We start from the raw sequence: 20,528 nt of genomic DNA, 5'->3' as shown, positions 1-20,528 counted from the left end.
AGCCTGGGGCTTGAGCCCGAGGCAACCTTCGGCCGCCGGAGTACCGGGCGTCCGGGGCGCATGCAGGGTGCAGCCGTCTCTGCATCTCCCCCGGAAGCCCGCCGGCGCGACCCTCCGGAGTACTGCCGGCCGACGGAATCTCCGCCGATGTCATCGGCGGGTTCCGCGTCGCGCGACCTCAGTAACTGTCGTAGCTGGGCTTGCCGTTCGGCCGATAGGCACCGACGACTGTGCCGCCCTTCGTGGTCGTGACGCTGATCGGCTCCAGCGCCGTGGGGATCGCGCCGTCGGCGAACAGCCGCTTGCCGGTACCGATGATCACCGGGTGGATGGTCAGCCGGTATTCGTCGACGAGGTCGTGCCGCATGAGGGTCTGGGCGAGGTCGCCGCTGCCGACAACGCTGACGTTGCCGCCGTCGGATGCCTTGAGCGTACGTACGGCATCAACGACGTCGCCCTCCAGCAGCGTGGAGTTCTGCCACGCGACTGACGTCAGGGTCCGGGACGCCACGTACTTGGACATGCCGTTCATCCGCGCGGTGAACGGGTTGTCGGGATCCGCGGTCGGCCAGTACGACGCGAAGATCTCGTACGTCTTCCGGCCGAGCAGCATCGCGTCGAAGTCCTCGTACCAACCGGCGACGGCAGCGCCGACCTCGTCGTCGTCCACGGGCTTCTGCCAGCCGCCGTGCTCGAAGCCGCTCCCCGTGTCCTCGTCCGGACCGCCCGGCGCCTGCATCACGCCGTCGAGGGTCAGGAACGTACAAACGATGATCTTGCGCATGGTGTGCTCCCTTCGTTAAGGGGTAGACCGCACAACCGCCGGAAACTCATCGGCGACACTTCTGGGGCGCAGAATTGCGGCGCAGGCGGTGGTATCCCTGGGGCGCGACCTCGGCGTTCTGCTTGTGGAGCCGAGCCCGGGTGACACTGACTAATCGTCTGTCCCCCGCGTCGCCGAGCCGCTGTCACCTCACGGCGCTACGTTCCCGCCATGGGCTACTGGGGCTACATCGTCGTCGCCAAAGGCGACCACACACTCGCCGAACATCCGGCCGTCGCCGCTTTCGGCAAAGGGGTCCTTGAGAACTACGCCAGGGGCGCCTGGCGGGAGATCTGGATGTATTCGAGCTACGACCACGACGTCGCCGACATCGCCGCCGTGGTCGACGCGACCGGCGCCCCCGCCATGGCCTTCTACGTGATGGACGACGATTGCGCGATCGGCGAAGCCGCCGCGCCCTCCGGCATGTACTGGGACGGCGTCTTCACCGAGAAATGCGTCCTCAGCGACTATCCCGAAGCACTTCCCACCGGCTACCGCCGCGAGAACGCCGTCGCTGGAGCCATCTCCTGGGCCGCCGAGGCCGGCCTCACCGCCGACCCCGCAAAGATCGAGGACGCCTTCGCCCACGGGTGGCTGAACCACCTCTGCGACGCCGTGGGCCTCCCTGCCGTCGTTCACACCGACTAGCGCATCCGCAGACCACGCAACGCCTGATGCCCGGCGCGGACTTGGTCGTCGTCGTGGCGGTCACCGCTACCAGCACCGGACATGTCATTCCAAGGTGGCCGAAGTCAGCCTCGGATAAAGGCCGCAGAACGCCGCAGCTTTGGCAAATACGTCGGAGCAAGGCGGTTGTGCCTGAGATGCCGGTCTCCGCAAGGTTGGTAAATTCCCTACGCCAGCCACAGGAAATCCGCAAGCCACGAAGACTGCTCCCCGCGCACGCGGGGTTGGTCCCCAGTCCAGTAGTTGCGCGTCGCGGCGGCCATTCCAGGAGGTGACACGGTGTCGGTCAGGGTGTCGGGCGCGGACGACAGGATCTACGTGATCAATCACTCCGCGCGGCCGGTCGCCGGGAGGGAGTCCGGACGGGCGTGCCGAGGCAAGTCGCCTGAACCGCCTGCGGTTTCGGGATAGCGCGCGATGCGCGGACGGGGCCTGCGGCTACGGTGACGCGCATGCACGCGGAGAGGTTGTTCGACAGCGGTGAACTGGCGGCGATCCTGCGGGAGGAGCCGGATCGGGCCGGGATGGAAGTGCAGTCCGCCGCGCAGGGCAACCGGCTGGACGTCCTGGAGTTCGTACTGCGGCACGAGCCGTCGCAGTGGCATCTCGACGTCGCGCTGGCGCAGGCGGCCGGGCGCCGCGGGCACGTGGAGTACGTCCGTATGCTCCTGGCCGCCGGAGCGCAGCCGGGGGCCGAGCGGGACGAGTTCGCGCTATGGGCCGCGGCTGCGGTTGGTGACGCGGAGACGGTGCGACTGCTGCTGGACGCCGACGCGGACCCGGACATGCGGACGGACGACTATGGGAGTCCGGACGGCTGCCGACTCGCGCTGGTCGCGGCCGTCCGCGCCGGCGCGTACGACGTGGTGGCGGCGCTGCTGGACGGCGGTGCGGACCCCAACGTGCTGACCGACGCGCTGACCCGCCCGCTCGACGTCGCCGTGGCGGAACCCGGCGGCGAGGCGGTGGCGGCGCTGCTGCGCGCACGGGGCGCACGGGTCTTCGCGCCCGAGGAGGCCGACTTCCTCCAGGCGGCAAAGCGGGGATTCGTCGCGCGGGTACAGGAGTTGCTGCCGGAGCAGGACGCGGCGGCTGTGGGGCGCGCGCTGGTCGTCGCGGTGCAGGAGCGGCAGGTCGAGGTCGCGGTGGCGATCCTGGAGGGCGGCGGGGTCGGCTCCGACGACCTGGGCTTGGCGCTGGGCCAGGCGATCGCATTCGACGCGCCGCAGGTGGTGCCCTATTTGATCGCGGCCGGGGTCGACGTGGACGCGCCCGCCAACTACTACCGCAGGCCGCCGCTGGTGCTGGCCGCCGAACGCGGGCGTGTACTGATGGTCCGTGACCTACTCGCGGCGGGGGCCGACGTGGGTGCCCGCGACGAGGACGGCCGCAATGCGTTGGCGGTGGCTCGCGAGCGGGGCGGCCTGAGCGAGATCGTGCAACTGCTGCGCGCGGCGGGGGCGAGCGCGCGTACGCCGCAGCAGATCATCCGGGCGGCGAAGGCCAAGCTGGCGCCCACCGCCCGGCTCGCGTGGAGCCCGGTCCTGGGCCCCGCGGACGGGGAACGGGCCCTGGGAGGCTCGCGGTTCGGTGGCCTGCCGTGGCTGGGCGAGGGTGAGGCATGGCCGCTGTGCGGAGAGTGCGCGGCGCCGCTGGCGTTCTTCGTGCAGCTCGACCTCGCGGCGGTGCCCCGGCAGGCGCGGGACGAACTGGGCACCGGGTTGCTTCAGTTGTTCCACTGCACCGGCTGCAACCCGTCCCGGGCCTTCTCCCGCGGGCACCTGGTACGAATCGTCGGGCCTGCCGAGGTCGGCCGGCCGACGCCGCCGCCCACCATCCTGCCCTCCGAGGGCGCGGTGCCGTTCCCGGAGCGTCCGATCACCGGCTGGGCGCGCGGGGCCCGAGACTACCCGTACCGCGAGGCCGACGAGTCCGACCTGCTCCCCGAGGAGCGCGCCGTCGTGTTCGGGCTCAACCGGCAGGGCGACAAGCTGGGCGGCTGGCCGAACTGGGTGCAGGACGCCGAGTACCCGCACTGCCCGCTCGGCGACCAGCGCATGACGCGCCCGGTGTTCCAGATCGACTCGCGGCGCGGCGTCCCCCACACGTGGGGCGACCACGGCGCCGGCTACATCGTGCAGTGCCCCGCGCACCGCGACCAGGTGGCATTCCTGTGGCAATCGGGGTGACCGCGATCCGCACGCGAATCAGGACGGGTGAGCCCCCGCCGGCAGCCACCGTGTCCGTGCGCCGCGCCCCTGCCCTCCCCGAGGCCTGACACTGCGTCAGATAGGGCCATTGTCGTTCGGTGCACGGATCAGCGCTGAAGGATCAGCTTCCGGTGTTCCCAAATCTCGTGAACACTCCGGGCCCGGCCACGGTGTCCACCGCAGCAGAACCCGCGAACGAGCCGTCTCGGTTCTCATGGGCAAAGCCAGCCATCGCTGACACGGGGCTCAAGGCGCCGAGGGCGCCGCCTTTGCAGCAGCCTGGGGGTTCGGTCTGACCGAACATGTGGTCCGCCAGGTTGTGGCCGACTGCGAGCACCGCCACACGGTCCCCGAACGTCCTCGAACGACATGTCAACGCCGTCGTGGAGCCGGACCGCGGGTTCCGTCAAGGTGTCGTTCATGAGGCGACCGCCGATCGCCTGTTGGTGCAGAGAAGGTCAAGGGCGTACGCCCCGGTCCCGAGGCTGCTCCCCGCGCACGCGGGGGTGGTCCTCAGGGAAGAGTACGCGTGACGACGCACCCCCTGCTCCCCGCGTACGCGGGGTTGGGTGGGCCTCCTACAGAGCCGTGGCTGCGTAGGCGGCTCGGTAGGCGGTGGGGGTTAGGCCGACTCTTCTGACCATGTGTTGACGGAGGGAGTCGGCGGTGCCCAGGCCGCTTTGTTCGGCTACCTGGTCTATGGGGAGGTCGGTGGTTTCGAGGATTTGGCGGGCTCGGTCGAGGCGTTGGTGGAGGAGCCACTTCGCGGGGCTGAGGCCGGTTTCGGCGTGGAAGCGGCGGGTGAGGGTGCGGATGCTGGTGCCGGCGTGGGTGGCGAGGTCGGCGAGGGAGACCGGGCGGTGGAGGTGTTCGAGGGCCCAGGCGCGGGTGGGGGCGAGGGTCGTGGCGCCTTCGGGTGGGAGTGGCGTTTCGAGGACTTGGGCCTGGTCGCCGGGGCGGATGGGGGAGGCGACGACCTGGCGTGCCGCGTGCGTGGCGACCGTTGCGCCGTAATCGTTGCGGACAATGTGGAGGCAGAGGTCGATCCCGGCGGTCAGACCCGCCGAGGTGAGGACCTGGCCCTCGTCCACGAACAGGACGTCCGGGCGCAGTTCGATCTGCGGGAAGCGGTTCGCGAACTCGTCCGACATCGCCCAGTAGGTCGTCGCCGCGCGTCCGTCGAGGAGGCCGGCCTGGGCCAGGACGAACGCTCCGGTGCAGATGGACGCGATCCGCTTGCCCTCGCCCGCCGCGGCACGGAGGGCGGCCAGGACGCGCGGGTCGCTGTCGTGGCGGTTTCCGGTGCCGGTGACGATGACGGTGTCGGCGTCCGCGATGACGTCGAGGCCGTCGCGAACCACCACGTCGGCGCCGATGAAGCCGCGGATGATGCCGGGTTCCGCGGTGCAGAGGCGTACGTCGTAGCCCGGCCCGCCGTCCACGATCGCCGCGCCGAAGACCGTCCCGGGGATGGACAGGTCGAAAGCGATCACCGGCGGCACGGCCACGACGGCTATTCGGTGCATGGCCAGAACCTCCGGTTGATTGGCATTTCCGCCGCTCCCCCACGGCTCAACCCGAGGCGAGAGTGGACGCGTACCCGACACGTATCCGGAACCCGCGCATTGCCCTGGTTCTTCCGCGGCCGGCCGCCCGCGGTCGTACGTGTCGAGCCATTGTCGAGCCACTTGAGGAGATCCGCCATGTCCCTGCATGTCATCATCGGAGCCGGAGCCGCCGGTATCGCCACGGCACGCCTGCTCGCGGACGCCGGGGAACGCGTCCGCCTCGTCAGCCGCAGCGGGCGCGGTCCCGAGCACCCGCTGATCGAGCGCGTCGCCGCCGACGTCAACGACGCCGACCGGCTCACCGAACTGCTCACGGGCGCGCGGACGCTCTACAACTGCGCGGCACCCGCGTACGACCGCTGGCGTGAGGAATTCCCCCCGCTGGCAACGTCGTTGCTCACCGCCGCCGAACGCACCGGGACCGACTACGTCATGCTCGGCAACGTCTACGGCTACGGCCCGTTCGAGGGACCGCTGCGCCCGGATCATCCGATGGCGCCGACGGCCGACAAGGGTCGGGTACGCGCGGACATGTGGCACCAGGCGCTCGCCGCCCACGAGGAGGGGCGCGTACGGGTCACCGAGATCCGCGCGAGCGACTACCTCGGTGCGCAGGCGCAATCGCTGTTCACCCTGATGGTCGCGCCGCAGATCCTCGCGGGGGAAGCGGCCGTGTACCCGACGGACCTCGACGCCGCGCACAGTTGGACGTACATCGACGACGTCGCCCGTACGCTCGTCGCCGCCGCCGACAGCGACGTGGTGTGGGGACGCGCATGGTTCGTGCCGTCTGTGTCGGAGGCGTCGGTGCGGGAGCTGAGCGTACGGTTCGCCGAGGCCGCGGGCGCGCCCGCTCCGGAGATTGCCGCGATGGGATCGGACGTGCTGGCCCAACTCGCGGCCGAGGACTCGGTGATGGCCGAGATCGCCGAGATGCGGTACCTCGGCGATCGGGACTGCGTACTGGACGCGTCGGAGACGGAGTCCGTTCTCGGGGTCAAAGCGACCGCGCTGGGGGATGTGCTGCGGGAGATGGCCTCTAAGAGGTGAGGCGGGGACGGGTGGGGGCGGGGCCGCCGGCCGTATACCACCGCCCCCAAACCGCCGACTCGCCCGCGCGCCCGCCCCGGAACCTGCGTGACGGAACCCGGGCCCGCGTATGAGGATGGGCGGATGTCCGACAACAGCTCCCCTTTGCCCCGTCAGGTTGCCGACGCCTACGTCGACGAGCTCATCGCTCTCGACCCGATCACCGGGACCTACCTCGGTGTCCCGGAGAGTTCCGGAAAGCTGCCCGACCTCTCCCCCGCAGGTCAGGAAGCCCGCGCGGAGCTTGCGCGGGCCACGCTCGCCAAACTCGCCGAGGCCGAGCGGCGACCCGGTGCGGACACCGACGCCGAGCGGCGCTGCGCGCGGCTGCTGCGCGAGCGGCTGACCGCGGAGCTGGCGGTCCACGATGCCGACGAGGGGCTGCGTACTGTCGGCAACCTGGCCACGCCGCTGCACAGCGTGCGCGAGGTGTTCACGGTCACGCCCGCGCAGACCGACGACGACTGGGCGGCGATCGCCGAGCGCCTGCGGGCGGTCCCGGGGGCGCTGGCGGGCTATCAGGAGTCGCTTGAGCTCGGGCTGGAGCGCAAGTTGTACGCGAGCCCACGCCCGACCGCGACCTGCATCACCCAGCTCGGCGAGTGGGCGGAGGGCGACGGCGGCGGGCGCGGGTGGTTCGAGGACTTCGCGTCCGGCGGCCCGGACTCCCTTCGCACCGAACTCGACGAGGCCGGACGCGCCGCCACCGCCGCGGTCGCGGCCCTGCGCGACTGGATGCGCGACGTGTACGCCCCGGCGATCGCGGGTTCCCCCGACACGGTCGGTCGCGAGCGGTACGCCCGTTGGTCGCGCTTCTTCAACGGCACGGACCTCGATCTGGACGAGGCGTATGCGTACGGCTGGGCCGAATACCGGCGCCTCCTGGGCGAGATGCGTGCGGAGGCCGAGAAGGTCCTGCCCGGTGCCGAGACACCGTGGGCGGCGCTGGCGCACCTCGACCAGCACGGCACGCGGATCGAGGGCGTCGACGAGATCCAGGTCTGGTTGCAGGGCCTGATGGACCAGGCGATCGAACGCCTCGACGGCACGCACTTCGAACTCGCCGAGCCGGTACGGAAGGTCGAGTCCTGCATCGCGCCGCCCGGTGGCGCCGCCGCGCCGTACTACACGCCGCCGTCCGAGGACTTCACCCGGCCGGGGCGCACGTGGCTGCCGACGATGGGCCGAACGAGCTTCCCCGTCTACGACTTGGTGTCGACCTGGTACCACGAGGGCGTGCCGGGGCACCACTTGCAGCTCGCGCAGTGGACGTACATCGCGGGCGATCTGTCGCGTTACCAGGCCACCATCGGCATGGTCAGCGCCAACGCCGAGGGTTGGGCGCTGTACGCCGAACGCCTCATGGACGAACTCGGCTTCCTCACCGACGCCGAACAGCGCCTCGGCTACCTCGACGCGCAGATGATGCGGGCGACGCGGGTCATCGTCGACATCGGCATGCACCTGGAGTTGGAGATCCCGGCGGACAGCCCGTTCCACCCCGGCGAGCGCTGGACGCCGGAGCTGGCCCAGGAGTTCTTCGGCGCGCACAGCAGCCGTCCGGCGGACTTCATCGAGAGCGAGCTGACCCGCTACCTGACGATCCCGGGCCAGGCCATCGGCTACAAACTGGGCGAACGCGCGTGGCTGCTGGGCCGCGAGAACGCCCGACGCGCGCACGGCGAGACGTTCGACCTGAAGGCGTGGCACATGGCGGCGCTTTCCCAGGGCTCGCTGGGCCTCGACGACCTGGTGGACGAACTCTCGGCGCTGTAAGGGCACTTGCTACCAGGTGTCGCAGCCGAAAGCGTCGCGGCGCTCTCCGAACGCCTCTGTCGAACGGCCAACTCGCCACATCGGCAGAGGCGTTCCCCGCTCGGGCAAGCCCAGTCCCGCTCCCCACAAGCCCTGTCAGTCCCGTTCACGTAATCCAGTCCCGCTCCCGCAAGCCCAGTCAGTGCCGCTCCCGCAAGCCAGTCCCGCTCCGGCAATCCGGTCCCGCTCCCGATGCCGCTCCCAATCCCCGGAAGCCCACCCGACCAGCTGAGGCCCAACCATGGTTGTCAAGAAGAGCGCCGGCATCCTCCTCTACCGCGTCACCGCCGACTCGGGCTCCGGCCCGGGCTCCCGGGCCGACTCCGGGGCCGACTCCGGGGCCGACTTCGGGGCCGACTTCGGCGTCGAAGTGCTGATCGTGCACCCCGGCGGCCCGTTCTGGGCGCGGAAGGACGCCGGGGCGTGGTCGATCCCCAAGGGCGAGTACCTGGCCGACGAAGCGCCACTGGCGGCAGCCGTACGCGAGTTCCAGGAGGAAACCGGAGCCGTCGTGGACCCGGCCCAGGCCGTCGAACTCGGCTCCGTGACCCAGCGGAACGGCAAACTCGTCACCGCCTGGGCGGTCGAGGACGACTTCGACGTCACCACCCTGGTCAGCAACCACTTCGAGATGGAATGGCCGTACGGCTCGGGCGTGACCCGCAGCTTCCCCGAAATCGACCGAGCCCTGTGGTGCACCCCGCCCGTCGCCCGCGAAAAGCTCAACCCCGCACAGACCGAGTTCGTGGACCGCCTCCTGGCCCTGCTCACGCCCACGGCCTGAGCCGCGCCATCGGCCGCGTGCGGCTTGTGGCTTGTGGCTACGACCCGTCGCCGAAGCCCGCGAGCATTTTGTGGGTCGTGCCGCCGCCGTTGTAGCCGACCACGGCCATGCCGTCGGTGTCCATGACGTGGGTCCAGTCGCGCAGGAGGGACTCGGTGGTCATGTTGCGGTCGACGAGGCCCTCGGTGGTGGACCACACGACGCGACTGACGTAGCCGGCGCCCGCGGCGAAGCACTCGCCGGTGACCGGGCATGCGTCGTGGGCGAGGAGGTTGACCAGGGGGGTGAGGTATTCGGGGCGCATCCAGGCGTTGAGTTCGTCGGACGGGGGGATCGGGCCGAAGCCGGTACCGGGGCGGGTTTTGGCGTACGGCGCGATGACGTTGACCTTGATGCCGCACGCGGCGCCCTCGGCGGCCATCTGGCGGGTCAGGCCGATGACACCGGCCTTCGCGCCGCCGTACGCGGAGAGGCCGGGGACGCCGGAGAACGCCGATCCTGAACTGACGTTCACTATCCGGCCGTAGCCCTGCTCGGCCATGCGGCGCCAAGCGGGGCCGGTGACGTGGAAAACGCTCGCGATCTGCGTGTCGAGGACCGGTTGGAGGAGGTCGGTGCCGAGGTCGGGGAACGGGGCGGTGCGTACGACGCCCGCGTTGTTGACCACGATGTCGACGCGGCCGAAGGCGTCGAGCGCGGTGTCGATGATCGCCGCGCCGCCGTCGGCCGTCGCGACGGAATCGGTGCTCGCGACCGCTTCGCCGCCGAGGGCCTGGATCTCGCGTACGACCGCGAGCGCCGGGTTCTCGGACGGCCCGTCGCCGGATCCGTCGGTGTCGCTGATCGCCACGCCGAGGTCGTTGACGACGACGCGGGCGCCGCGCTCAGCGAGAGCGAGGGCGTACACGCGGCCGAGGTTGCGGCCGGCGCCGGTGACGACGGCGACGCGGTTGTCGAAGCGGAGTGTGTCGTCCATGTGCACCTCGGCTGTACGTCTGGCCATGCGGCGGCACACCATGCGCGTGTCGGGCGCCGCCCGGAAACGGACAAGATACTAGACTCCATCAAGTAATAGGAGTGCACGCAGGTGCCGGTTGGGCGCCGTCCGGGGCGGCCGGAGGTCCGAACGCGCGGTCCCGACGCGTCGGGGGTTCGCGGCCTGGCTCGCGGCCGTGGCAGGCGGCCGCCCTGTGCTTGGCTGGCGGCATGACGTTCGAGGCACGCCATGTCGTGGCGTGAGAGCCTGCGCTACCAGGCGTGGCGCTGGGTCGGCCTGCCGCTGTCCCCGCTCCGGGTCGGGGACGCCGCCCTTCAGGCCGCGAAGTCCGCGTCGGAGATCGCCCGGACGACGGCGCAGCGCATCGCCGACGCGACCGGGCGTGCGACGCGGCTGACGTACGAAGGCACTTCGCTGAGTAGCAAGTCGCTGCGCGAGTTCTCCGACGGGGTGCTGGCGGGCGTACGTCGGCACGGACGGGTTCCCCTCGATGTGGTCGCCTTGGGAACGCTGCCGAACAGCCATATGGCACATACGTCGGGGACGGCGATGTACCACGTGGCCACCGACCAACTGACGTATCGACGCGGCGAAATCACGCTGAACGAACGCCGGTTCGGGCGCGCGCCCGCTTCGCGCTGCTCCAGCTCGCGCGCACCGGCGACCTCCCGGGCGGCGGCAAGACCCGGAACATGACCACTCCGACTATGGGCGGTGCCCACGCAGTCGCCGGCGCCGTGACTCGATGACGCATCGACCTACCGAGCGCCGCCCGGAGAGCCGGGTCGATTGCCCGATTCGGCGCCGGCGAACTCCGCGGATCTGGCGATCACGATGATCGATGTGAGGCAACCACCCGCCAGTGGGCATGAATTGAAGCACGAGAAGCTGTGCTGAGGGACGGGAGGCGCGCGCGGACGCCACCGGTGGCGAGAGCGCCGTCGGCGATGAGCCTGCTTCCGGCGTCAACGACGGCGGCCGCGGCGGAGCGGATGTCGGAGCGGTCGGTCGGGCGCGTTGTGGTGGTGATGGCGTCGCGGGGTGGATCTGCCGGGGGCGGGGGCTTGATGACGGTGGGTGCCACGGCAGCAGCGGCGCGGGTATTGGGGGTGTCGTCCCCTCCACCGCCGCCGCAGGCGCTGACGAGCAGTCCGGCAAAGGTGAGGGCTGCGGTGGTGCGGAGGAGTGGCGCACGGGACGGCCGTACGCGTGGCGCGGTGGACCTGGGCAAGGCGGAGCCTCGGATTCCCGGACGTCGCGCATGGCTGGGGACGGCGACATCCGTCGGGCGGGGGAAGCGGCGAGATCCACTGTGCGCGCTGATGCGGGCGGGAGCATGGCCCAGATGGCGTATATGCGCGGACGACGCGTACGTGTCGGTCTACATCGGCGCGGTGGGTTGCTTCCCGCGTGTGCAGGGCTCCTGATTCGGCCAGTCATACCACCGCCTCTGGCTGAAAACCGATCCTCCGCACGCGTCATCGACCGTCCGGTGGGCGACGCTCCGCCGGCCGCCAAAAGCGGGGGTCAAACCAGCGCCCAAACCCTTTACGGACAAGGGCGTTCGTACGTCATCATGGAGGGGCGCGGGGACTCCGGTTGCGGGAGTCCTCGCAGGTCACGTTGCCTGTCTATGCCCTCCGTTCGCCTTCTCGGCGATCTTCTGCGTGCGCGGCATCCACGGTTGGCTCACTGTTATCCGGGGCGGTTTCGGCATGGTCAAATTCGCTGTCGTCATCCCATACTTCAACCCCGCGGGCTACGTCTCCCACGAGTGGAAACTGGCCCGCACTCTCGCGGCGTTCAAAGCGGCCGGACTTGCGGCCGACGTCTACCTCACCGGGGCCGGCGGAAGCCATCCGCAAGACGCGCAAGTCGCGTTCTGGGACGCCGAGTGCCCCTACCTCTGGCACAAGGAACGGCTGATCAATCTGGCGGTACGCCGCCTTCCCGCCGACTACACGCACGTGGTGTGGTCGGACAGCGACATCATCGTGGGACACGACTGGGCCGACGCCGTCACCGCCGCCTTCGGTACGGCAAAGGTCGTACAAGGCTTCGGAGTTGCCCGCTACCGAAGCACCGCCGAAGTGTGGTCGATGAGCAGGGTGAGCGCACTGCACCTCGGGGAACGCGGCGCGATGGGCCTCATCTGGGGTGCGCATCGTTCGCTCTTCGGCGCGGACGGGCCGGGGCTGTTCGACCGCGCGGTGGTCGGCGGCGGAGACTCGATCCTGGGGCGCGCGATCCACGTACGGTACGCAACGCCCTCCGTCCCCTGGCTGGCCAACCACCGCAACACGCTTGCCCGCAGGTGGTCACCTGAGCTGCTGGCCGAACAGGACGCCTGGGTCGCCCGTACCGCGGCCTGGCTCGGGGACGGTGGAGCCGTTGCCGTCGCCGCCGATATCGAGGTGCTGGAGCATGGCCCCCGTGTGCAACGCCAGTACAACGACAGGCACGAACTGCTCTCCGGTCTGAGGCCCGACGCCCACTTCGTCGACGAACCGGGGCGGGTCCTGCGGTGGTCGGAAGCGGGGCTGGCGGTCGTGGAGCCGGGCGTACGCGCGTACTTCCACAGTCGACAGGAGGACGATCCTTCGGCTGTGGGGGTTTTGGGAGTCGCGGAGTTGGCCGTAGGACCGGCCGCGGGACCGGCCGCGGGATCAGGGTCGGGCGCCCTGCCGACGGCGGCCGCGGTCACCACCGAGACCGCGGCCTGACGTGATTTGAGGATGGACGGGGGCGGTCCGCGGTCAGCGGCGAGCCGCCCCCGTGATCGCCGTCGTGAAGCCGTCGGCGGATGGAAGGCGCCGCCGTGGGGCACGCTGGAGACTGAAGCTGTGACCAACGGGGAGGAGTCTCCGGTGCTCGATCAGGCATTTGAATCCGTGGTGTCGCGCGTGAACCGCTATCGGGAGTCCGGCGATCGGGACGCGGTCCTGGGAAGGGGAACCCTCGCCGACGCCGGCCATCTCTGGCAGGCGGGAATGGCAACCGGCGGGACTTCTCTGGACGTTCTGAACACCCTTGCCTGGCTTCACTGGTGTCGCTACAAGGCCCTCGAAGGCAACGACGAGATAAACGACTTCGAGGCTGCATTGCTGCTGTTCGCGCGCGTGGGTGCGTACGAACCGGAGGCCGTCCCCGAGGAGTTGCGGCCACCCCTCAGCCAAGGGGTCACGATCGACCACCAGTTCATCGGGCCGGAGCATTGGGGCCGCGTCGGTATCCATCTGCTCCGCCAGGCGGAACCGACGCTCGATGCGGAGCTGTTGGACCGGGCCGTCGAGATCTTCGAGGGGACGCTCGCCGCGTACCCGCCCGGCCACCGGTTCTGGCCCGGCGACATGAACAACCTCCGGTACGCGCTGCGCCTACGGTACGGCGCCCGCCGCGACCCAGCCGACCGCCGCCGTTCGATCGAGGTGAACCGAGCGTTGCGGCGCGGCATTTCGCCGCACCAGCGGCTCGGCCCGGACGTCCCGCCGGTTCCGCCCCTCCCGAAGGTCACCCGCTTCCGACCCGAACAGGCTTTGGAGCGGCGGTACCAGCACGTCACCGAGCTCTACGAGAGCGGGGACCACGAGGTTGCCGAGGACGAGGCACGAGACCTGCTGATGGACACCGCCGACCTGCTGGGGACGGAGCATCCCGTCAGCATCGCGACGTGCTCCGTACTCGCGTCCATCCTCAGCGCATTGGGAGAGCCTGAGGAGGCCGCGCGCGCGGAACGCGCCGCCCGCGAGCGGGCGATGCGGGCCCGGGGTCGCCGTTGAGCTACGTTGAACGACTCGTGAGCCGCCGGCTGTTGGCCGGGCGCCACGACGAAACGGCAGCGACGAAACGGCAGCGACGACGGGCGGCAGCGTATGGGGTGGGGCGGCAGTGCGCGTACGGTGCCGCCGATGGGAGTGCATCCCCTGGACCCCGCTCTGCGAAGGCTTTTCGAGGCGTCCTTCGACGATGACTTGTCCAACGTCGTGATCGTGCGCGGTGGCGCTGCCGACCGCCTGTGTCGCCGACTCGGTGCGGACGGCTGCGCCACGGGCCGGACCGTCTACCTCGCGTCGCCGAGCGCGGACGCGCGCAACGAACGCGGCCTGTGGCTGCTGGCGCACGAGGTCGCCCACGTGGTGCAGCAGCGTCGCGGTCCGGTGCCGTCCGGCGTCGTCGCGGGTCGTTTGGCGGTCGGCCTGTCCGGTGGACGCCACGAACGCGAGGCGGACCGCGCCGCCGACGCCGTGTTGGCCGGGGCACGCCACATCTGGGACCCGACGCTTCTCCATCCGCCGGGCGACACAGGCGAGTTCGGGGTCACGTACGCCCGCAACCCCGTGCTGCAACTCCACTCATCGCACGAACACCGGCTGATCGGTGACGTGACGATCGACGACATGGCCCACTTGGCGGGACTCGACGAGGCAGGGCGGCGGCGGGTGTTGCTGGCGCAGCGCGACCTCATGCGCGAGTGGACTGCCGCCCCGCAGGACCTGTCCGCCGAGTACGTCGAGAGCCGCGTGCCGTGGTTGAAGGTGATCCGCCTCCCCAACGGCACGGTGATGACGTACGGCGAACTCAACTCCCTCGCCGATTACTTGCCGAACCCCGATGCGATCCTTCGGTTCCCGAGGGACCAGATGGTCAGCTTGCTCCAGACGATCCGCGAGGAGTCCTACCGCAGGCTGTCCGAACTCGCGGGCGTCCCGGTCGAGAAGGTGCCGTTTCCGGGCAGCGTCTACAGCCGGATTGCGCCGTCCGGCCTGCTCACGCTCAGGAATCTGAACAGGCTGATCGCCTCGGCGTCGTCGCCCGCCAGCGACCACATGACCCCGATGCTCTGCCGCAATATCGGGCACTTCGCGCCGCACGCGTGGTACCGCTGGGAGCACTACCAGAACGTCGCCCTCAATTTCGCGTACGAGGCTTCCCGAGCCCAGGGGCAGCGCCAGGAGGACGTGACCAGGTTGGCCTGGATCAACGCCGGGTACGCCGAACACTTCCTCCAGGACGCCTTCGCGGCGGGCCACCTGGGCAACAAGGTTCTCGCGCAGCAGTGGAATCTCCCGACGCAACAGAGCCGCGGCGTGCTGTGGGCGAAACTGACCCATCCCACGGCCGCTATGACGGTACGTCGGCAGCCGCACGTGCACGGTCCCCACCTCTACGGGCCCTACCGCCCCGGGCTGCTGTCCAACGATCCGCAGACCGTCGACGAACTCGCGACGTCGGTACGCGAACGCGTCGAACTCCTCGGCCTCGATCCCCGGAAGCACGGCGTGCAGCGGACGTACCGCGACTACCTCACGGGCCTGCTCGGGAACCTCGGAGCACAGCTCAACAGCATGAAGCTGCACGACTTTCTGAACGAGTCGGGGCTGCGGGTGGCCTCGGCAGCGCACCCGACCCCGTACCTGATCGGCGGCGACGAGACGTTGATCCGGGGTGGACCGGGCCTGGAGAACATGAAGGCCGCCTCCGACCGGGCCCGGGCGAGCATCCGGGGGGCGTTGGACGGCAAGGACCAACGGGGGGCCACAGCCGAAATATTCAGCATGCTCCCGAGCATGGTGAAGCACGGCGGCGAGGTGATTCCACTTCAGGACTGGCACACGGTGCACGCAGAACGGCTGTGCCGGGACTACCTGTACAGGCTGCCCTCCGCGCTGGCGACGTCGCGCGTGCCGAATGTCGTTCAGAACGTCATGTCGGACAGCGTTCGGGTGCTCGGGCAAATGTCCGACGGTTACAAGTCTCAGGCGGGCCGCCGGTCACAGTCCACGAGACATGGCCACAACTCGCAGCCGCCTTCGGTGCCGGACATCGCGCGCGGGTCCGGTCGCGGACCGGGGCGGGCACACGGGCTCGAACACGGCCTTGAGAGGTAGCCCGTGCGAGGTGTGCTGCGCATAGCACGCTACGTCCGGTGTTGGGCGGACAGGGCTTTGAGGACGGAGAGCGCCGCGTCGGCTTCGGCGTAGGGGACGAAGACGTGGTCGTGGTAGAAGCCGGCCACGACGTTGCAGCTCAGCCCGTGGTCGGCCAGGTGGGTGGCCACGGCGGCGGTGAGGCCGATGGCGTCCAGGGCGGAGTGCACGCGCAGGGTGATCCAGGCGGCGCGGAAGTCGTACGAGAAGCCCGCGGCGTCGGCCTGTTGCTGCGGGAGGACGAGCGTGGTGCCCTCGGACTCGCTGACCGTGACGGCGATGTCGAGGCTATCGGGGGCGGGGCCTTTGACGGAGGTGAAGACCCACACGCCGTGGTGGAGTTCGGGTTCCATGGTGCCGAGTAGTCGCCGGAGGTCCCGCTCACCTGTCATGAGCTGATTTTGCGGTCGTTTGTCGCCGGAGTTGCTGAACGACGCGCCGGAAGATCATCCGAGCTTGAGGGCGAACCACACCCGCTTGCCGACGGGTAACGCGGATACGCCGGACTCCTCGGCGAGGAGGGTGACGAGCGGCAATCCCCGACCGGACTCCGCCCTGTGGCACTGCGCGGTTCCGGACAGCGCGGGGAGGGCACGGTCGGCGTCCTCGACCGTGACGAGGAGGAGGCGGCACGGCTCGTCGCGGAGGAGTTCGAGCCGGAGCGGTGTCCCGGGCGGCGTGTGGCGGACGGCGTTGGAGACGAGCTCGCTGGTGAGGAGCCGCGCGGTGTCCGCCGTGTCGGCCGAAGCGGCGAGCCCGAGCGTGCAGTCGTACACGAAGTTGCGCAGATGACGCACGAGTTCGGGAGCGACAGGGCAGTTGATGGCGGCGACGGGCATCGCGAGGTGATGGCCGAAGCCGTCCGCCGTGGCGTGGAGTTGCGTGACTGCCATGCCGCGCTCCCAACTGTAGTGAGTCGGACACCTTGGGTGATGACGCGTGTGTAGGCTCTCATGCGTGCAACTTTGCAGGCACCTGAAACAGGAAAACTCATCAATTCGAGTGGTGGGAACCGGGAATCAGCCTGCCGGACACCTAAGTTGCGGAATCATGCCTCCGACATTCCGTCGACGGGAGGGCCATGGCAGGCGCGCCCAACTACGCTCGGCGCAGGCTGGGATCCGAGATGCGCAGACTGCGCCTTGAAGCCGACCTGTCAGGCGAGGATGCCGCGGACGCCTGCGGCTGGGACAAGTCCAAGATCAGCCGCATCGAGAACGCACGGGTTGCGGTCTCGCGCCACGACTTACACGTTCTCTGCCGCCTGTACGGCGCCGACACCGGCGCGTCCACCCGACTGGAGGGGTGGCTGACGGACACGCGCGGTCCTCGCTGGTGGTCGGGCTACACGGACGTCATCAGCAGCTCCTACGAGGAGTTGATCGAACTCGAAGGTCAGGCGTCGGAGATCAGGACCGCGAACGCGAACCTTGTCCCCGGCCTCTTGCAGTGCAAGAGCTACGCGGCCGCCGTCTTCAGCACGGGTCCGATGATCCCGGACCCCGACCGCGCGGATGCCTTGCTGGAAGTGCGCATGAAGCGCCAGCGAGTCCTGGCGCGCGAGGATCCGGTGAAGCTGACGGCTGTCATCGCCGAGAGCGTTCTGCGTTGCGAGATCGGTGGCCGCGCAGGACTCGCCGATCAGTTGCGCCACCTGTTGGAGGTGGGCTCGCAACCGAACGTCCGTATTCGCGTACTGCCCTCGGCTTCGACGGCCAGCGCCTTCATCGGCGGCATCACGCTGTTCGACTTCCCGGACAACGACGACTTGGGGGTGCTCTTCATCGAGTACCACGGGGGCATGCTCGTCAAGGACGACGGCCGCGACATCCGCCGGTCGCGACGCCACTTGGACTACCTGTTCGCCAACGCGCTGTCCGAGGAAGCATCTCGGCAGCACATCGCAGGGAGGTTGAAGGACCTATGACGACTGGCATTCACGGCGGTTGGCGCAAGTCATCCCACTCGGCCCAGGAAGGCGAGTGCGTCGAGGTCGCCGCACCGGCACATGGCATCGGTGTTCGGGACAGCAAGCTCCCCGGCCGGGGGCACATCACCGTTGCCCCTGCCATCTGGGGGTCATTCGTCGCGGCTCTCAAGCACCGCGGCGCGTGACCGCCTTCGGGCGGCCTCGTTTTGCGGGCCGCCCGAAGGGGATGCGGTCTCAGGCGGCCGGGGCGATCTTGGCCATGCCGTTGATGATCCGGTCCATGGCGTCCCCACCGCGCGGGTCCGTCAGGTTCGCGAGCATCTTCAGCACGAAGCGCATCATCATCGGGTGCGGAAGGCCGTGCTTCGTCGCGAAGTTCATGACCTTCGGCTCACCGATCAGCTTCACGAACAGGCGGCCCAGCGTGTAGTAGCCGCCGTACGTCTGCTTCAGGATGCGCGGGTAGTCGTGCAGCGCGCGCTCCCGGCCCTCGGGCGTGGTCCGTGCGAGTGCCTGGGCGATGACCTGCGCCGCGATCTCGCCCGACTCCATCGCGTACGCGATGCCCTCGCCGTTGAACGGGTTCACCATCCCACCCGCGTCGCCGACGAGCAGCAGCCCCTTCGTGTAGTGCGGCTGGCGGTTGAAGCCCATCGGCAGCGCCGCGCCCCGGATCGGGCCCTCCTGGTTCTCCTCCGTGTAGCCCCACTCCTCCGGCATGCCCGCGACCCAGGCCTTCAGCAGCTCGCGGTAGTCGATGTCCTTGAAGGAGTCCGAGGTGTTGAGCAGCCCCAGCCCGACGTTCGACGTACCGTCGCCCATGCCGAAGATCCAGCCGTAGCCCGGCAGCAGGTCGTTCTTGCCGTCGCGCTTGTCCCACAGCTCCAGCCACGACTCCAGGTAATCGTCCTCGTGGCGCGGGGACTTGAAGTACGTGCGGACCGCCACGCCCATCGGGCGGTCCTCGCGGCGGTGCAGGCCCATCGCGAGCGACAGCCGCGTCGAGTTGCCGTCGGCAGCGACGACGACCGGTGCGCGGAAGATCTTCTCCTCCTTCGACGCCCCGACCTTGGCCCGTACGCCGACTACGCGGCCGGTGCGCTCGTCCAGCACCGGGCCGGTCACATTCGTACGCTCATGGACCTTCGCCCCCGCGGACGCGGCCTGGCGGGCGAGGATCTCGTCGAAGTCGGTCCGCTTGCGCACCAGACCGTAGTTCGGGAACGACGCGAGGTCCGGCCAGTCGAGCGTCAGCGTCATGCCGCCGCCGAGGATGCGCAGCCCCTTGTTGGGCAGCCAGCCCGCCTCGGGCGAGATGTCGACGCCCATCGACACCAGCTGCTTGACCGCGCGCGGCGTCAGCCCGTCACCGCACACCTTCTCGCGCGGGAACGCCGTCTTCTCCAGCAGCAGTACGCTGCGTCCGGCCTTGGCCAGGTGGTACGCCGTCGTCGATCCCGCCGGGCCGGCGCCGACCACGATGACATCGGCCTCGTGCGCGGAGTCCGCGACACCCGAACCGGTGCGGGAGGCGGCAAGGGACGCGGTGGACTCGTCAGACTTGGTCTCGGTCAACGCGGCTCTCCTGGGGTGCGCCGATGGTTTTCGGATGCCGAGCGGTTCGGCGTACTGCGACAGCAATTGCGACCACAAACAGCGGCCACGAACAGCGACTACGTCTGCGGCTACCACCGCGTCTATCACCGCGACGGCAGTGGTGACGACGGCCACCGGACAGGCGGTCGACGCTGCGGCCAAGTCTAAGGCGGCCCGCCGGGCGTGCTTGTCCCGGCACCACGCCCGCACCACGCCAACACCGGGTCGGCACCGCGTCGGCACCGGGTCGGCACCAAGCGCCAGTAGTCGGGCGCGCCGACGTGGTGGCCGGCGTCAGTCCGCGTCCCGAAGGCGGTCGGGAACCGCCTCCGGCGCCGCGGAGATGTCTATGCCCACGGCCATACCCGTGCGCTTGCGGGCCTTGTTGCGTGCCTCCTCGGCCAGTTCCGCCAGGTCGACCAGCTTCGGCAGCAGATCGGGCTCGGTGGTGAGCGCGCGGAAGACCGTCCCGATGTCGACGCCGTGCGACGGCCGGTGCACGATCTCGACCGTGTCCCCCGCGCGCACTTCGCCCGGCTCGATGACGCGCAGGTACGCCCCCGGGCGGGCGTCCTCCGTGAAGCGCTTGATCCAGCCCCGCTCCCCCAGGAACCCGGCGAACGTGCGGCACGGAATACGCGGGACGGACACCTCCAGCAACGCGCCGCCCACCTGCCAGCGCTCCCCGATCACCGCCCCGGTCACGTCGACACCCACCGTCGTCAGATTCTCGCCGAACACGCCCGGGCGGATCTCGGCCGCGATGCGGTCGGCCCACGTGCCCAGGTCCTCCCACGCGAACGCGTACACCGCCTGGTCGGGGCCGCCGTGGTGACGCCGGTCGCAGACCGCGTCGCCCGCGACGCCGCTGCCCTCGACCGGGACGTCGAGGCGCACCGGACCGTCGACGGGGCGCTTGTCGATGCCGGTCACCCCGACGTCGGAATGCTCCGTCGCGGTGGCCTTGCCGACGTTGACTGACTTGAGTGCTGACATGCCCACACCGTATCCAGCGACGCCCGATCTCGATCTCCGTCGGCGGTGGGCTGTGGAAGACGTGGATTGTGGTCGTCGGGCTGTGGACGACGGACCCGAGCAC

General features: G+C 69.8%; 18 protein-coding genes. 11 read left to right on the top strand and 7 right to left on the bottom strand.

The features are described from left to right. Window positions 1–178: 178 nt before the first annotated feature. The gene (locus ACRX5S_RS33790; protein WP_436777015.1) at window positions 179–784 is read right to left on the bottom strand and encodes a dihydrofolate reductase family protein; all 606 of its coding nucleotides are present in this window, start codon (window positions 782–784) and stop codon (window positions 179–181) included. A 210-nt stretch (window positions 785–994) separates the two neighbouring features. Between ACRX5S_RS33790 and ACRX5S_RS33785 the strand changes: the two genes are divergently transcribed. Both ACRX5S_RS33785 and ACRX5S_RS33780 read left to right on the top strand, forming a co-directional pair. After that, entirely contained in the window at window positions 995–1,474 is a 480-nt protein-coding gene (locus tag ACRX5S_RS33785; RefSeq protein ID WP_436777014.1) for a hypothetical protein, read from the top strand. A 491-nt stretch (window positions 1,475–1,965) separates the two neighbouring features. Then, complete coding sequence (locus ACRX5S_RS33780; RefSeq protein ID WP_436777013.1) at window positions 1,966–3,702, top strand: ankyrin repeat domain-containing protein; 1,737 nt, start codon at window positions 1,966–1,968, stop codon at window positions 3,700–3,702. A gap of 599 nt (window positions 3,703–4,301) precedes the next feature. Here ACRX5S_RS33780 and ACRX5S_RS33775 read toward each other — a convergent pair. After that, window positions 4,302–5,249 carry a GlxA family transcriptional regulator gene (locus tag ACRX5S_RS33775; protein WP_436777012.1) on the bottom strand — a complete coding sequence of 316 codons (948 nt, stop codon included), beginning with the start codon at window positions 5,247–5,249 and terminating at the stop codon, window positions 4,302–4,304. A gap of 177 nt (window positions 5,250–5,426) precedes the next feature. Between ACRX5S_RS33775 and ACRX5S_RS33770 the strand changes: the two genes are divergently transcribed. The 3 genes from ACRX5S_RS33770 to ACRX5S_RS33760 all read left to right on the top strand — a co-directional run bounded on the left by ACRX5S_RS33770 (window position 5,427) and on the right by ACRX5S_RS33760 (window position 8,979). Next, complete coding sequence (locus tag ACRX5S_RS33770) at window positions 5,427–6,341, top strand: NAD-dependent epimerase/dehydratase family protein (protein ID WP_436777011.1); 915 nt, start codon at window positions 5,427–5,429, stop codon at window positions 6,339–6,341. Between the two features lie 123 nt (window positions 6,342–6,464). Then, window positions 6,465–8,156 carry a DUF885 domain-containing protein gene (locus ACRX5S_RS33765; protein ID WP_436777010.1) on the top strand — a complete coding sequence of 564 codons (1,692 nt, stop codon included), beginning with the start codon at window positions 6,465–6,467 and terminating at the stop codon, window positions 8,154–8,156. 280 nt (window positions 8,157–8,436) lie between these two features. After that, window positions 8,437–8,979, top strand: a complete 543-nt coding sequence (locus tag ACRX5S_RS33760; RefSeq protein WP_436777009.1) for an NUDIX domain-containing protein — start codon at window positions 8,437–8,439, stop codon at window positions 8,977–8,979. 37 nt (window positions 8,980–9,016) lie between these two features. On the opposite strand, the gene ACRX5S_RS33755 is transcribed toward ACRX5S_RS33760, so the two are convergent. Further along, window positions 9,017–9,982 (bottom strand): SDR family NAD(P)-dependent oxidoreductase, encoded by a 966-nt coding sequence (locus ACRX5S_RS33755; protein WP_436777008.1) that lies wholly within the window; start codon window positions 9,980–9,982, stop codon window positions 9,017–9,019. Window positions 9,983–10,204: 222 nt separating this feature from the next. Between ACRX5S_RS33755 and ACRX5S_RS33750 the strand changes: the two genes are divergently transcribed. The 4 genes from ACRX5S_RS33750 (at window position 10,205) to ACRX5S_RS33735 (ending at window position 15,864) form a co-directional block, all read left to right on the top strand. Beyond that, window positions 10,205–10,672 (top strand): hypothetical protein, encoded by a 468-nt coding sequence (locus ACRX5S_RS33750; RefSeq protein ID WP_436777007.1) that lies wholly within the window; start codon window positions 10,205–10,207, stop codon window positions 10,670–10,672. Between the two features lie 1,019 nt (window positions 10,673–11,691). Next, window positions 11,692–12,699, top strand: a complete 1,008-nt coding sequence (locus ACRX5S_RS33745) for a hypothetical protein (RefSeq protein WP_436777006.1) — start codon at window positions 11,692–11,694, stop codon at window positions 12,697–12,699. A gap of 144 nt (window positions 12,700–12,843) precedes the next feature. After that, window positions 12,844–13,755: a hypothetical protein gene (locus tag ACRX5S_RS33740; RefSeq protein ID WP_436777005.1), complete on the top strand. Its 912-nt coding sequence runs from the start codon at window positions 12,844–12,846 to the stop codon at window positions 13,753–13,755. 129 nt (window positions 13,756–13,884) lie between these two features. Beyond that, complete coding sequence (locus ACRX5S_RS33735) at window positions 13,885–15,864, top strand: eCIS core domain-containing protein (protein ID WP_436777004.1); 1,980 nt, start codon at window positions 13,885–13,887, stop codon at window positions 15,862–15,864. Window positions 15,865–15,893: 29 nt separating this feature from the next. Here the strand turns inward: ACRX5S_RS33735 and ACRX5S_RS33730 are convergent, their stop codons facing one another. Then, entirely contained in the window at window positions 15,894–16,295 is a 402-nt protein-coding gene (locus ACRX5S_RS33730; protein WP_436777003.1) for an ACT domain-containing protein, read from the bottom strand. A gap of 54 nt (window positions 16,296–16,349) precedes the next feature. Next, window positions 16,350–16,796: an ATP-binding protein gene (locus ACRX5S_RS33725; protein WP_436777002.1), complete on the bottom strand. Its 447-nt coding sequence runs from the start codon at window positions 16,794–16,796 to the stop codon at window positions 16,350–16,352. Between the two features lie 188 nt (window positions 16,797–16,984). Between ACRX5S_RS33725 and ACRX5S_RS33720 the strand changes: the two genes are divergently transcribed. After that, entirely contained in the window at window positions 16,985–17,830 is an 846-nt protein-coding gene (locus tag ACRX5S_RS33720) for a helix-turn-helix domain-containing protein (protein WP_436777001.1), read from the top strand. After that, entirely contained in the window at window positions 17,827–18,018 is a 192-nt protein-coding gene (locus ACRX5S_RS33715; RefSeq protein WP_436777000.1) for a DUF397 domain-containing protein, read from the top strand. Before ACRX5S_RS33720 ends, ACRX5S_RS33715 begins: the two co-directional genes overlap by 4 nt. A 49-nt stretch (window positions 18,019–18,067) precedes the next feature. Here ACRX5S_RS33715 and ACRX5S_RS33710 read toward each other — a convergent pair whose 3' ends face one another. After that, the gene (locus tag ACRX5S_RS33710) at window positions 18,068–19,315 is read right to left on the bottom strand and encodes a geranylgeranyl reductase family protein (RefSeq protein WP_436777060.1); all 1,248 of its coding nucleotides are present in this window, start codon (window positions 19,313–19,315) and stop codon (window positions 18,068–18,070) included. A gap of 408 nt (window positions 19,316–19,723) precedes the next feature. After that, entirely contained in the window at window positions 19,724–20,425 is a 702-nt protein-coding gene (locus tag ACRX5S_RS33705) for an MOSC domain-containing protein (RefSeq protein WP_436776999.1), read from the bottom strand. Between the last annotated feature and the right edge of the window lie 103 nt (window positions 20,426–20,528).

Origin of the sequence: Yinghuangia sp. YIM S09857 (assembly GCF_051388915.1) — a bacterium.
GTDB lineage: Bacteria > Actinomycetota > Actinomycetes > Streptomycetales > Streptomycetaceae > Yinghuangia.
The sequence above is the reverse complement of the archived record's forward strand: the minus strand, read 5'-3'. Positions and strand labels throughout refer to the sequence as shown.

Bases quoted from the DNA above. Each gene is read 5' to 3' on its own strand.
- ACRX5S_RS33790 (WP_436777015.1), bottom strand. From the start codon at position 784: ATGCGCAAGATCATCGTTTGTACGTTCCTGACCCTCGACGGCGTGATG.
- ACRX5S_RS33785 (WP_436777014.1), top strand. From the start codon at position 995: ATGGGCTACTGGGGCTACATCGTCGTCGCCAAAGGCGACCACACACTC.
- ACRX5S_RS33780 (WP_436777013.1), top strand. From the start codon at position 1,966: ATGCACGCGGAGAGGTTGTTCGACAGCGGTGAACTGGCGGCGATCCTG.
- ACRX5S_RS33775 (WP_436777012.1), bottom strand. From the start codon at position 5,249: ATGCACCGAATAGCCGTCGTGGCCGTGCCGCCGGTGATCGCTTTCGAC.
- ACRX5S_RS33770 (WP_436777011.1), top strand. From the start codon at position 5,427: ATGTCCCTGCATGTCATCATCGGAGCCGGAGCCGCCGGTATCGCCACG.
- ACRX5S_RS33765 (WP_436777010.1), top strand. From the start codon at position 6,465: ATGTCCGACAACAGCTCCCCTTTGCCCCGTCAGGTTGCCGACGCCTAC.
- ACRX5S_RS33760 (WP_436777009.1), top strand. From the start codon at position 8,437: ATGGTTGTCAAGAAGAGCGCCGGCATCCTCCTCTACCGCGTCACCGCC.
- ACRX5S_RS33755 (WP_436777008.1), bottom strand. From the start codon at position 9,982: ATGGCCAGACGTACAGCCGAGGTGCACATGGACGACACACTCCGCTTC.
- ACRX5S_RS33750 (WP_436777007.1), top strand. From the start codon at position 10,205: ATGTCGTGGCGTGAGAGCCTGCGCTACCAGGCGTGGCGCTGGGTCGGC.
- ACRX5S_RS33745 (WP_436777006.1), top strand. From the start codon at position 11,692: ATGGTCAAATTCGCTGTCGTCATCCCATACTTCAACCCCGCGGGCTAC.
- ACRX5S_RS33735 (WP_436777004.1), top strand. From the start codon at position 13,885: ATGGGAGTGCATCCCCTGGACCCCGCTCTGCGAAGGCTTTTCGAGGCG.
- ACRX5S_RS33730 (WP_436777003.1), bottom strand. From the start codon at position 16,295: ATGACAGGTGAGCGGGACCTCCGGCGACTACTCGGCACCATGGAACCC.
- ACRX5S_RS33725 (WP_436777002.1), bottom strand. From the start codon at position 16,796: ATGGCAGTCACGCAACTCCACGCCACGGCGGACGGCTTCGGCCATCAC.
- ACRX5S_RS33720 (WP_436777001.1), top strand. From the start codon at position 16,985: ATGGCAGGCGCGCCCAACTACGCTCGGCGCAGGCTGGGATCCGAGATG.
- ACRX5S_RS33715 (WP_436777000.1), top strand. From the start codon at position 17,827: ATGACGACTGGCATTCACGGCGGTTGGCGCAAGTCATCCCACTCGGCC.
- ACRX5S_RS33705 (WP_436776999.1), bottom strand. From the start codon at position 20,425: ATGTCAGCACTCAAGTCAGTCAACGTCGGCAAGGCCACCGCGACGGAG.